The following is an 11,901-nucleotide window of genomic DNA, read 5'->3' as shown; positions in this document are numbered from 1 at the left end:
CAAGGGGTGCATCCCACTTTTGCAGATTCCCATGGCTCGCCAGGGAGCACCCTCATCCCCAGCCCTTCTCCCGCAGGAGAAAGGAGCCAAAAGCCCTCTCCTGAGGGAGAGGGTTGGGTGAGGGATTGCATAACTGGGATACACTCCAGGCAAGGGGCTTAAGCCCCTTGTTCTAAGCGTCTCTGAATGTCCTAACCGCTCTAGCTAGTGCTATACATAGCAGTTTCGGAAGTCATGGGGTCCATCCATGCTGGCTAGATACTGCCCCCAGTCACCCAAGCGACTCCATGCAAAAAGCCCCCACCCGGAGGTGAGGGCTGTGACAGCATTAAGCGTCAGCTAAACGGTTAGCCGAATTTACCCGCTGTTGAGGCAATCAAGAACGCGGCGTAGGTTAGGACATACCCCACTGAGAAGTGAGCCAGACCCACCACACGAGCTTGAACGATGGAGAGTGCCACGGGCTTATCTTTCCAACGAATCAGGTTCGCCAGAGGAGTGCGCTCGTGGGCCCAAACGATCGTTTCGATCAGCTCTTGCCAGTAACCCCGCCAAGAGATGAGGAACATGAAGCCCGTTGCCCAAACGAGGTGTCCGAAGAGGAACATCCACGCCCAGACCGACAGGTTGTTCACACCGAAGGGGTTGTAGCCGTTGATTAACTGTGCGGAGTTCGCCCAGAGATAATCCCGGAACCAGCCCATCAGGTAGGTGGAGTTTTCGTTGAACTGAGCAACGTTACCCTGCCAAATACCGAGGTGCTTCCAGTGCCAGTAGAAGGTCAACCACCCTAAGGTGTTGAGCATCCAGAACATGGCGAGATAGAAGGAATCCCAAGCGGAGATGTCGCAGGTGCCGCCACGGCCGGGGCCGTCGCAGGGGAAGCTGTAGCCGAAGTCTTTTTTGTCGGGCATCAGCTTGGAACCGCGAGCATCCAACGCGCCTTTGATCAAGATCAAGGCGGTGGTGTGGAGACCGAGGGCGATCGCATGGTGAACCAAGAAGTCCCCAGGCCCAATGGTCAAGAACAAAGAGTTCGAGCCACTGTTAATCGCATCCAACCAACCGGGCAGCCACACAGCCCCCGTATTAGCAGCCAAACTATCCGCATTGGACAGCAGCACATCCATCCCGTAGAGGGCTTTCCCTGAAGACGCTTGCACAAACTGCGCAAAGACGGGTTCGATCAAAATCTGTTTCTCAGGCGTACCGAAGGCAACCACCACATCGTTGTGGACATAGAGGCCCAGGGTATGGAAACCGAGGAACAGGGAAACCCAGCTTAAGTGAGAGATGATCGCTTCTTTATGTTCGAGCATCCGCGCCAAGACGTTGTCTTTGTTCGCTTCCGGATCGTAGTCCCGCACAAAGAAAATCGCACCGTGGGCAAACGCACCAACCATCAGGAAGCCAGCAATGTACTGGTGATGGGTATAGAGCGCCGCTTGGGTGGTGTAGTCCTTGGCGATGAACGCATAGGAGGGCAGCGAGTACATGTGTTGCGCCACCAGCGAGGTCACGACCCCCAGGCTAGCCAGAGCTAAACCGAGTTGGAAGTGGAGAGAGTTGTTGATCGTGTCATACAACCCTTTGTGACCGGCTCCCAGTAATCCACCGAAGGGCGTGCCTTTAGGAGGATTATGGGCATCGTGAATGGTCTTGATTTCGTGACCAATCCCGAAGTTGGTTTTGTACATGTGACCGGCAATGATGAAGACCACTGCGATCGCCAAGTGGTGGTGCGCAATATCCGTCAACCACAGCGATTCCGTCTGGGGATGGAAACCACCCAAGAAGGTCAAAATCGCCGTACCTGCACCTTCGGACGTACCGAAGAGATGGCCCGCCGTATCCGGGTTCTGAGCGTAGACGCTCCAGTTCCCCGTGAAGAAGGGAGCCAAGCCCGCCGGGTGAGGTTTCACCGACAGGAAGTTATCCCAACCCACATGAATACCGCGAGATTCCGGAATTGCCACGTGAACCAAGTGACCCGTCCAAGCCAAGGAGCTTACCCCAAAGAGGGCAGCCAAGTGGTGGTTGAGACGGTGTTCAGCCAACTTGAACCATTGCAGGCTGGGGCGGAACTTGGGTTGCAAGTGCAGCCAACCGGCAAACAGCATCAACGCTGACAGGATTAACAAGAAGATCGAACCTTGATAAAGGTCTTGGTTCGTCGTCATCCCAATGGTGTAGAACCAGTGGTAAACCCCGGAGTAACAGATATTAACAGGGTTGCTCGCCCCGGCTTGGGTGAACGCATCGATCGCGCCACTACCAAACTGAGGGTCCCAAATCGCATGGGCGATCGGACGGACATTCAGAGGATCTTTAATCCACTGTTCAAAGTTGCCTTGCCAAGCGACGTGAAAAATCGTGCCAGAGGTCCACAAGAAGATGATGGCCAAGTGACCGAAGTGCGAAGCAAAGATCTTTTGGTAAAGATTTTCTTCGGTCATCCCATCATGGGTTTCAAAATCGTGGGCCGTGGCAATCCCGTACCAAATCCGACGTGTTGTCGGGTCTTGGGCGAGATCTTGGCTAAATTTTGGAAATTTAGTTGCCATAAACCTTTTTAGGAAATACTCCTAGCGTGAACAATGATGCTTGAACAAGCAGCTCATTTGTTTGATGCCCCCCACCGAACTCCGTCCGGTGGAGGTCGGGTGCAAAGCGATCGAGTTCCAGAACAGAATGTCCCTAGGGCGATCGCTTCTAGTTAGGATGTTCAACCGACGGATAGCATCCGCGCCAAGAAGAACGCCCACGTGGTAACAATGCCACCTAAGAGGTAGTGAGCTACCCCAACAGCACGACCTTGAACGATGCTGAGAGCACGGGGTTGAATGGCCGGAGCCACTTTCAACTTATTATGCGCCCAAACAATCGACTCGATCAGCTCTTGCCAGTAGCCGCGACCACTGAACAGGAACATAAGGCTGAAGGCAAACACAAAGTGACCGGCTAGGAACATAATGCCGTAGGCCGACAGTGCTGAACCATAGGAGTTGATCACGTTAGCAGCTTGAGCCCAGAGGAAATCTCGCAGCCAGCCGTTGATCGTAATCGCACTTTGGGCAAAATTGCCAGCAGTGATATGGGAGACATTGTCACCGGAGACCGTTCCCCACACATCGGATTGCATTTTCCAACTGAAGTGGAAGATCACAATCGAGAGAGAGTTATACATCCAGAACAGACCGAGGAAAACGTGGTCCCAACCAGAAACCTGGCAAGTACCGCCGCGACCGGGCCCGTCACAGGGGAAGCGGAAACCCAATTCAGCTTTGTCTGGAACCAGACGAGAGCTGCGGGCATAGAGCACGCCTTTCAAGAGGATCAACGCCGTAACGTGGATCGTGAAGGCGTGGATGTGGTGAACCATGAAGTCCGCCGTCCCGAGGGTAATTGGCATCATGGCAACTTTTCCACCGACAGCAACAATACCGCCGCCAAAGGCGTAGCTCACAGGCTCAAGGGCATTGGGTGCGGTTCCACCGGGCGCGAGGGTGTGCAGATTTTGCACCCACTGCGCGAAGATGGGTTGCAGTTGAATCGCCGTATCCGAGAACATGTCTTGGGGACGACCCAACGCACGCATGGTGTCGTTGTGGATGTAGAGTCCAAAGCTATGGAAGCCGAGGAAAATACACACCCAGTTCAGGTGCGAGATGATCGCATCGCGGTGACGCAGAACGCGATCGAGGAGGTTGTTGACATTCTTGGCGGGGTCATAATCCCGAACCATGAAGATCGCACCATGAGCACCTGCACCCACGATTAAGAAGCCGCCAATCCACATGTGGTGGGTGAACAGCGAAATCTGGGTTCCGTAGTCAATGGCTTGATACGGATAGGGCGGCATGGCGTACATATGCTGGGCCACAATGATGGTGAGTGAACCGAGCATGGCGAGGTTGATCGCCAGTTGTGCATGCCAAGAGGTGGTGAGGATCTCATAGAGACCTTTGTGACCTTCCCCGGTGAATGGGCCTTTGTGGGCTTCAAGGATTTCCTTGAGGCTGTGACCAATTCCCCAGTTGGTGCGGTACATATGACCGGCGATGATGAACAGCACGGCGATCGCTAAGTGGTGATGTGCCACATCCGAAAGCCAAAGGCTGCCCGTCACCGGGTTCAAACCACCTTTGAAGGTGAGGATATCCGAATACGCACCCCAGTTGAGGGTAAAGAAGGGCGTTAACCCTTGGGCAAAACTGGGGAACCACTCTGCCATCTTGTCCGCATTGAGTACGTACTCATGGGGCAAGGGGATATCTTTAGCTGCCACACCGGCATCCAGCAGTTTGTTCACAGGTAAGGACACGTGGATCAGGTGACCCGTCCAACCCAAGGAACCGCAACCTAAGAGCACCGAAAGGTGATGGTTAAGCATGGATTCGGTGTTTTGGAACCACTCCAGCTTCGGAGCTGCTTTGTGATAGTGGAACCAACCCGCAAAGATACACAGAGCAGCCATCACCAGACCGCCGATGGCCGTTGCCATCAGTTGGTAGCTGGTGGTGAAGCCAGCGGCACGCCACAGATAGAACAATCCAGAGGTGATCTGGATGCCGTGGAAGCCGCCGCCAACGTCGCCGTTGAGAATGCCTTGACCCACGATGGGCCAAACAACTTGTGCACTGGGCTTGATGTTAATCGGATCATTGAGCCAAGCCGTGTAGTTGGAGAAGCGAGCACCATGGAAGTACATTCCGCTTAACCAAACAAAGACGACGGCTAGGTGACCAAAGTGAGCACTGAAGATTTTCCGAGAAATATCTTCTAGATCACTGGTTTGACTATCGAAATCGTGCGCATCGGCGTGTAGGTTCCAAATCCAAGTGGTGGTTTTGGGGCCTTTTGCTAATGCGCGGCTGAAATGACCAGGTTTACCCCACTTCTCGGTTGAAGTGGCTACTGGGTCTTTATCTACCGTTACTCTGACCTTAGCCTCTCGTTCTGGAGGACTGATTGTCATGAGGATTCTCCTCCCTAGACAACGAAAATGAGCGTATTCCCGTTTGAGAATTTAGATGATGAATCGCAAACAAACCAAGGGGTTGTTGCTTTTCTTAAAGTATCCGTGGCTTGACGAGCAAGATCACGGATAGCGCAAGTTCAATCGGTTCTGATGACAGAACGCTTGTAGTAGATGATAAGTCTTGCTTTCACCCGATGCCGGAGAGGTTAACAATATTTAAAATTCCCCAATGTCTTGATTTGACTGGCTTTGATCGGTGTTTTTCGGGCTTGGCTCGTCAAGAATCTTCACGAATATGTTTACAAAATGAAATATTGTCTTAATAAAGGGAGGGTGCATTTTCAGGGGGAAGGGGGTATGGGGGAGGGTGGGGTTCTGGGGTGTTTTGGTCGGGGGGCTGATTCGGCTATAGTCCTATAGAGGAGGGCGATCGCAGGATTGGGTTGCCCCTGGGTTGATGCTGTGTCGGAGGGCGTATGAGGTCAGGATTAAGGGCAGGAATTGCCATTTTCTTATCGTTACTGTTGGGGATTGGTGTGACGGGTTGTAGGGGCGATCGCCCTGCCGCTTCGACCTCTGATGCGCAGCAGACGGCGGCGACGATGCTGACGGAAACGGCCCCGCCGCCGTCGGTGCGATTGTTACAGCCTGCCCTTGAGGCCTATCAACCCCAAGTGACGATCCAACAGCCAGCCCTGGGCGCGGTTGTCAGCGACTCCACTGTCAAGGTGGTGTTGCAAGTGGAGGATCTGCCGCTGTTTCAGGGGTTAGATCTGGACTTGGGGCCTCATTTGATGGTGGGGTTGGATAATCAGCCGGCGCGGCCTATATATAGTGTGGAGGAGGCGATCGCTTTTGAAGCGGTCACACCTGGAACCCATACCCTGCGAGCTTTTGCTGTGAAACCTTGGGATGAAAGTTTTAAAAATGAGGGAGCCTTTGCCCAAACGACGTTTAGTGTTTTAACCCCCAATCGCCAAAATAACCCTGATCCTGCGTTGCCCTTGATTACCTACAACAGTCCGGTGGGGCGCTATGGGGCTGAGCCGATTTTGTTGGATTTTTATCTGACCAATGCGCCGCTGAAGTTTGTGGGTGAGGGACAGGGGGCGATCGCGGATTGGCGGATTCGCGTCACGATTAATGATCAAAGTTTTGTGCTGGATCGTTGGCAACCGCTCTATCTCAAAGGGTTTAAGCCAGGAACCAACTGGGTCAAGCTGGAATTCCTCAATGCCCAAGGGGAACCGGTGGACAATGTGTTTAACAATGTGGTGCAACGCATTGACTATCAGCCGGGGCAACCTGATCCCCTGGCGGCCTTGATTCAGGGGCAGTTAAGCGATCGCCAACTCCGCGCCCTGGTTGATCCCCAGCTTCCCCCAGCCGAATCAACTCCAGAACCCCAAGACGAATCAGCCCCAGCACCGCCAGCGACAGAGATTGAAGACAGTGATTCTGAGCGTACCGAGGGCGAACCCCAAACCGAGGTGATGGAGGATAATGAACTGAAATCCGACGCGCAGGCCGAAGAGCCTGCGATCGCCCCCGCATCTCCCAGCGCAGACCTTGAGAAAACCGATACCGAACCCACTGCGGCCGATCCTGCGGCAGATCCTGAGCCTCAAACAGAGGGGACGGAACCGGAAGACGCTGAACCGGAAGACATGGATTCAGCCGACCGTGAGGATTCAGCGATGGACGCTGATCCGCAACCCACAGCACCGGCAGTCACGCCGACGACCCCAGCGCCTGAGCCGACCCTAGAACGCCCCGCCGTTGAGGATCATTCCAGTGAGGCTGAGGGTGATGAGGCGCTTGAGGAGGGCGCGATCGCAACGCCAGCAGCCGAGGAACATTCCCTAGATCAATCCCGCGATTCCCCCATGGAGGAGACGCTCTAGAGCCTAGCGATCCGGACAAGCCCCCGCATTGAGGAAAAAAACCATATACCCTATTAATCGAAGAGATCAGCGGTTTTTATCTTCCAGCCCCAACCCCGTCACTATGAAAATCAATATTAAAACGGTTGGCGATATCCAGGTCATTGCTCTAGAGGGTGATGTTGATGCAAATACCGCACCCAAAGTGCAGCAGCATGTCTTATCCTTGGCGGAACCGAAGAGCAAAATTTTGCTCAACCTCACCGATGTTCCGTATATGTCGAGTGCGGGTCTGCGGATGTTGCTCTCTCTCTATCGGCAAACCACAACCAAACAAGGGCAATTGGTGCTTGTCGGGTTAGGAGAAGATATCCGGCGCACGATGTCCGTGACGGGCTTTCTGAACTTTTTTACCACCTGCGACACCCTCGAAGTGGGCTTAACCGTCTTTGACCGTAACTTTTAGGTTGCGGGGCTTGAGTCCTGGGCTGGGTCTGCTAGAGTTGATCAAGCTAGACCCAGCCTTGCAATCCAGGTCAAAATGCAGCGGGGATCAGCGATCGCAGGCGAAGGTCTTCGTCATTTTGGGGGGGATTGATCGGGTGGCTAATGGTTTAAGAGAACAAATCCTGCTTCAGGAAATTGTCCGACTTCAGCAGAAAGTTGCAGAACTCACCCTCGCACAAACGGCCCTCGAAGCCCAACGGCAATTACTCGCCGGGTTTGTGGAAATTGCGCGATCGCCCATTAACACCGAAATCCTCAAACAATTTCTCTTAGAAGCCCTCACCCTCTCCACCAACATAACCGGTGCGGAGCGGGGTAGCCTCCTGCTCGTGGATCGCCACGGCAAGATTGAAGATGCCATTTTTACCCACGATCTGACCCAGACACCCGGCACTCTGTTTAATCAATTCATCGATCGGGGGGTAGCGGGGTGGATTAATACCCATCGTCAAATCGTCCTCATCCCCGATACGGAGCAAGATCAACGCTGGCTGAAGTGGCCCGATAATCAATACAAAGCGCGATCGGTGTTGGGCGTGCCCATCCTCAAAGAACAGACCCTCTATGGTGTGATCACCCTGCTCCACAGTGTTCCCCACTACTTCAGCCCAGCCACCGTGAACGTAATGGACATGACCGCCGGTCAAATGAGCCTTGTCCTCGAAAATGCTCAGATCTACGGTCGGCTGCAACGCTATTCTCAAAGTCTCAACATGGACTTAGAAAAAGGCCGCCAAATTCAAATCAATTTCCTGCCTGCCATCATTCCCCACGTACCAGGCTGGGAGATTGCCGCCCATTTTCAGCCGGCGGATCAGATGGCGGGGGATTTTTACGATATTTTTGAGTTACCTCAGGGCCAGGTGGGGCTGGTGATTGCGGATGTGTGTGATAAGGGGGTGGGGGCGGCCTTGTTTATGGGCTTATTCCGCAGTTTGATGCGGATTTTTTCGGGGCAGACGGTGTTAGCGGGGCTGAGTGTGCAATCCCTCGAAGAGCATCAAATGTTAGCGGAGCAATATGGCGGGGATGCGATCGCCCCCCCGACCGATGCCTCCCACCCGATGCGCCTCGATGCCCAGCACATGCTCGCCCTCCGTGCCATTCGCCTTACCAATGACTACATTGCGATTAATCATGGTGATTTGGGCATGTTCGCCACCCTCTTTTTTGGGGTCTTGAATCCGAAAACGGGCGAATTAACCTATGTTAATGCCGGTCATGAGCCGCTGATGGTACTGACAGCAGCGGGGACGGTGCGGGAAGAATTACGGGCTTCGGGGCCCGCCTTGGGGGTGATGCCGAAAATTCCGTTTCGGATGCGGCGGACGGTGTTGGCAGCGGGGGAAATCCTGTTGGGCTATACCGATGGGGTCACGGATGCACGGGCAACGGATGAACGGTTTTTCACAAAACCTGAACTGTTGAAGCATCTGGCTCCGTCGATCACCTCCGCGCAAACCCTGTTAAACAACATTATGGCGGCGGTGCGGAATCATACCGGGGTGGCGAAACAGTTTGATGATGTGACGTTGTTGGCGGTGCGTCGTTTACCGAGGGAGGAGGACGGATGGAGGGTTTAACGGTGGCGGGAAATTTAGAGGCGTTGGGGGCGATCGCCTCCTATGTCCAAGCGGCGGCAGCTTCGGCGGGCTTGTCCAAGGCGCGGACCTATAATCTCCGTCTCGCCGTCGATGAAGTGATCACCAACATCATCATCCACGGCTATCAAGAATCCGGGTTAACGGGGGATGTGTCGATTCAGGCGTGGATTGATGATGCGGCCTTGACGGTGTGTTTAGAAGATGCCGGGGCGGATTATAACCCCTATCACATTCAGGACGAACTGAATTGTGAGAAGGTGATTCATCAACCGCTAGAGGAGCGACCCTTGGGCGGTTTGGGGGTGTATCTTGCGATGCGCAGTGTGGATCAGTTTCGCTATGAACGGATTGGCGATCGCAATCGCACCTCATTTGTCGTTTTCCGTCGATCTCCGTCATAATAGAAGCAAGTGATGTATTGTTTTATACGGGAAATTCATGCGTACTCTCAGTCGTCTCCTGCTCTTTGCTCTCCTTGCCGTGAGCATGATCGGCGGCATTCTCCTCAGTCAACCCCCTGCCCAAGCGACGGCGGACGTTGTCACCTATAGCTGGTCATATCCCAGCCTGGGCAGCCACGAACGAGTCTGCAAAGCCGTGACCACCCATCTGTTTACCCCCGATCGCGCCCCGGTGGATCAATCGGTGCAGCCGGTGAAAGTGCGATCGCAGATTGTCGATCCTCACTACTGTCAATCTGCCCTCTAAGCGTTTCTCTCCCATCCCAACGAGCACAGCAGCCTTGAACCAAGGCTGTTTTTCTTTGCTGATACCCAATCCACACTCTAAACCCCTCAAAATAAAATCTGAGTGTAGCCCGGATTTAGGGTTAGTGAGCCAGAGGCTCACACTATGATTAATCTGTATTGATTCTCTGTAGTGCGAGCTTCTAGCTCGCTGCTCTAAACCCCGCTGCTGCCTTCTCCCCGCTATCGTTTATGACTGATCCCTTTCCCCGCTATCGTTTATGACTGATCCCTTTTGGCTCTATCTCCATGGCTTCGCCTCCAGTCCCCAATCGGCAAAGGCGCACTATTTATGCGATCGCTGTACCGCCCAGGGCCACCCCTTAACGATCCTCGACCTCAACCAAAACGACTTCACCCACCTCACCATCAGCCGCCAACTCGCCCAAGCCCGCGCCAGTTTTCCCCCCAGCGATCGCCCCATTAGCGTCATCGGTTCCAGCCTCGGCGGCCTGACAGCGGCCTGGCTTGCCCAGGAACAGACCCAAGTTGAGCGGCTGATTCTCCTTGCGCCCGCCTTTGGATTTTTAGAGCATTGGTTAGGGCGACTGGGGGAAGACGCGATCGCCCAATGGCAGGCCACCGGCTTTCATTCCGTCTACCACTACGGCGCACAGCGCGAAATCCCCCTTCATTACGAATTCCTCAGCGATGCCCGAACCTACGAAAATCTCGCCGCCCTGACTCGCCCGATCCCGACCTTGATCCTCCACGGCATTCACGATGATGTGATTCCCTTGGATTCATCCCGCCACTATGCCGCGTCCCGTCCTTGGGTAAAATTGATCGAACTCGACAGCGATCACCTCCTTGCCCATGTCATGCCGGAAATTTGGGAGGCGGTGCGATCGTTTAGCGAGTAACCCTCAATTTCTAACCCTGCGCCTCGGTTTAATACCCCCATGACCTCCACCCTCTTTCACCCCTGGCAATCCTACACCTGCGCCTACGATCGCCACCTTCCCCCCCACGGCGACCCCCAAGGCCCGCCCATCGTCCTCATCCACCCCATCGGGGTCGGCCTGTCGCGCCAATTTTGGCAACGCTTCATCACCGCCTGGTACGACCACGGCCACCGCAACGCTATCTATAACCCCGACCTCCTCGGCTGTGGCGAAAGCTCCATGCCCCGCGCCGCCTACACCCCCGCCGATTGGGCACGGCAATTACAAACCCTGGTCGATACCGTCATTCAAGAGCCGGTGATCGTGATCATCCAAGGCGCATTAGCTCCCGTGGGCTTGGAATGGGTGGCCCAAGCCCCCGACCAAGTGCGAGCCATGGTGTTATCCGGCCCCCCGGCTTGGCGGTTGATGACCAGCCCCACCAAACCCAGCCGCCAAAAATTAGCGTGGAATCTTTTTGATACGCCCTTCGGGAATGGGTTCTATCGCTATGCGCGGCGGGAAGCCTTTTTGCGATCGTTTTCCGAGCGGCAGTTATTCGGCACGGCGGCGGATGTGGATCGGGAATGGTTAGACCAACTGGATCAAGGTTCGCGGGATATGGCCAGTCGTCACGCGGTGTTTGCATTTTTGGCGGGCTTTTGGCGCAACGATTACGGCGATGCGATCGCCGCTGTCCCCTGTCCCACCCTCGTCATCTTCGGCGAAACAGCCTCCAGCGTCACCCGTGGCTATGTGGAAAGCGCCGACCAACGCCTTGAAGCCTATCTCCATCATCTCCCCCAAGGCCAAGGCCGCAAAATCCCCGGCCGCAACGTCCTCCCCTACGAATCCACCCCAGCTTTTATTGAAGTTGTCGGAGAATTTCTAACCTCTGTTTAACGGATCTTGCGCCGATGACCTGGATAGATTGTCAGCCGTTTTTCAACGTAATTATTCTGTTTTTATCTGTATTTTCACGGAGTAAATCCGACCTTGATGGAGCCTTGACCGGATCGATGAAACCCTTTACGAAAACTTCATCAAAATAATTTTCCACGCGGCATAAATAGCCAAGCAAACCCCAGATACCTACAGTGAGAGTATTTTTTGTCTGAACGACTTTCTCCATTAGGTCACTACCCTGCTGCCGCAAAAATTATCTTAAATGTGCAAAGAAGACTCCCACTATAAAGCGAGTCCGAGTAGAGTTACCGAAGGTAACGGCGGACGTGCCTTTTAGTGGCGAGATGAATTTGCACCAACAAACAAATCGAGCGACAGCGAGTCCTTAAT

At 54.2% G+C, this 11,901-nt stretch carries 9 protein-coding genes; 7 read left to right on the top strand and 2 right to left on the bottom strand.

Going from position 1 to position 11,901, the window contains the following annotated elements; translation table 11 throughout:
• Positions 1-347: 347 nt before the first annotated feature.
• Both psaB and psaA read right to left on the bottom strand, forming a co-directional pair.
• A complete protein-coding gene (gene psaB / locus PN477_RS03200; protein WP_272121277.1) occupies positions 348-2,564 on the bottom strand; it encodes a photosystem I core protein PsaB in 2,217 nt (738 codons plus the stop codon).
• Between the two features lie 161 nt (positions 2,565-2,725).
• Entirely contained in the window at positions 2,726-4,978 is a 2,253-nt protein-coding gene (gene psaA / locus PN477_RS03195) for a photosystem I core protein PsaA (RefSeq protein ID WP_272121273.1), read from the bottom strand.
• Between the two features lie 479 nt (positions 4,979-5,457).
• Here psaA and PN477_RS03190 point away from each other — a divergent pair, with 479 nt between their 5' ends.
• The 7 genes from PN477_RS03190 to PN477_RS03160 all read left to right on the top strand — a co-directional run bounded on the left by PN477_RS03190 (position 5,458) and on the right by PN477_RS03160 (position 11,508).
• Entirely contained in the window at positions 5,458-6,885 is a 1,428-nt protein-coding gene (locus tag PN477_RS03190) for a prolipoprotein diacylglyceryl transferase (protein WP_272121270.1), read from the top strand.
• 103 nt (positions 6,886-6,988) lie between these two features.
• Positions 6,989-7,330: an anti-sigma factor antagonist gene (locus tag PN477_RS03185; protein ID WP_272121267.1), complete on the top strand. Its 342-nt coding sequence runs from the start codon at positions 6,989-6,991 to the stop codon at positions 7,328-7,330.
• Positions 7,331-7,388: 58 nt separating this feature from the next.
• Complete coding sequence (locus PN477_RS03180; RefSeq protein WP_272121265.1) at positions 7,389-8,954, top strand: PP2C family protein-serine/threonine phosphatase; 1,566 nt, start codon at positions 7,389-7,391, stop codon at positions 8,952-8,954.
• Positions 8,942-9,376, top strand: coding sequence for an ATP-binding protein (locus PN477_RS03175; protein WP_272121262.1), 435 nt, complete (start codon positions 8,942-8,944; stop codon positions 9,374-9,376). Before PN477_RS03180 ends, PN477_RS03175 begins: the two co-directional genes overlap by 13 nt.
• Before the next feature lie 37 nt (positions 9,377-9,413).
• Positions 9,414-9,683 carry a hypothetical protein gene (locus tag PN477_RS03170; RefSeq protein ID WP_072620867.1) on the top strand — a complete coding sequence of 90 codons (270 nt, stop codon included), beginning with the start codon at positions 9,414-9,416 and terminating at the stop codon, positions 9,681-9,683.
• 259 nt (positions 9,684-9,942) lie between these two features.
• Positions 9,943-10,584 (top strand): YqiA/YcfP family alpha/beta fold hydrolase, encoded by a 642-nt coding sequence (locus tag PN477_RS03165; RefSeq protein WP_272121260.1) that lies wholly within the window; start codon positions 9,943-9,945, stop codon positions 10,582-10,584.
• A gap of 39 nt (positions 10,585-10,623) precedes the next feature.
• On the top strand, positions 10,624-11,508 hold the full coding sequence (locus tag PN477_RS03160) for an alpha/beta fold hydrolase (protein ID WP_272121258.1): 885 nt from the start codon (positions 10,624-10,626) through the stop codon (positions 11,506-11,508).
• Positions 11,509-11,901: the final 393 nt, after the last annotated feature.

Origin of the sequence: Spirulina subsalsa CS-330, from assembly GCF_028330765.1 — a bacterium.
Taxonomy (GTDB): domain Bacteria; phylum Cyanobacteriota; class Cyanobacteriia; order Cyanobacteriales; family Spirulinaceae; genus Spirulina; species Spirulina subsalsa_A.
The sequence above is the reverse complement of the archived record's forward strand: the minus strand, read 5'-3'. Positions and strand labels throughout refer to the sequence as shown.

Excerpts from the sequence above, each read along its gene's own strand:
- psaB (WP_272121277.1), bottom strand. The coding sequence starts at position 2,564 with ATGGCAACTAAATTTCCAAAATTTAGCCAAGATCTCGCCCAAGACCCG.
- psaA (WP_272121273.1), bottom strand. The coding sequence starts at position 4,978 with ATGACAATCAGTCCTCCAGAACGAGAGGCTAAGGTCAGAGTAACGGTA.
- PN477_RS03190 (WP_272121270.1), top strand. The coding sequence starts at position 5,458 with ATGAGGTCAGGATTAAGGGCAGGAATTGCCATTTTCTTATCGTTACTG.
- PN477_RS03185 (WP_272121267.1), top strand. The coding sequence starts at position 6,989 with ATGAAAATCAATATTAAAACGGTTGGCGATATCCAGGTCATTGCTCTA.
- PN477_RS03175 (WP_272121262.1), top strand. The coding sequence starts at position 8,942 with ATGGAGGGTTTAACGGTGGCGGGAAATTTAGAGGCGTTGGGGGCGATC.
- PN477_RS03170 (WP_072620867.1), top strand. The coding sequence starts at position 9,414 with ATGCGTACTCTCAGTCGTCTCCTGCTCTTTGCTCTCCTTGCCGTGAGC.
- PN477_RS03165 (WP_272121260.1), top strand. The coding sequence starts at position 9,943 with ATGACTGATCCCTTTTGGCTCTATCTCCATGGCTTCGCCTCCAGTCCC.
- PN477_RS03160 (WP_272121258.1), top strand. The coding sequence starts at position 10,624 with ATGACCTCCACCCTCTTTCACCCCTGGCAATCCTACACCTGCGCCTAC.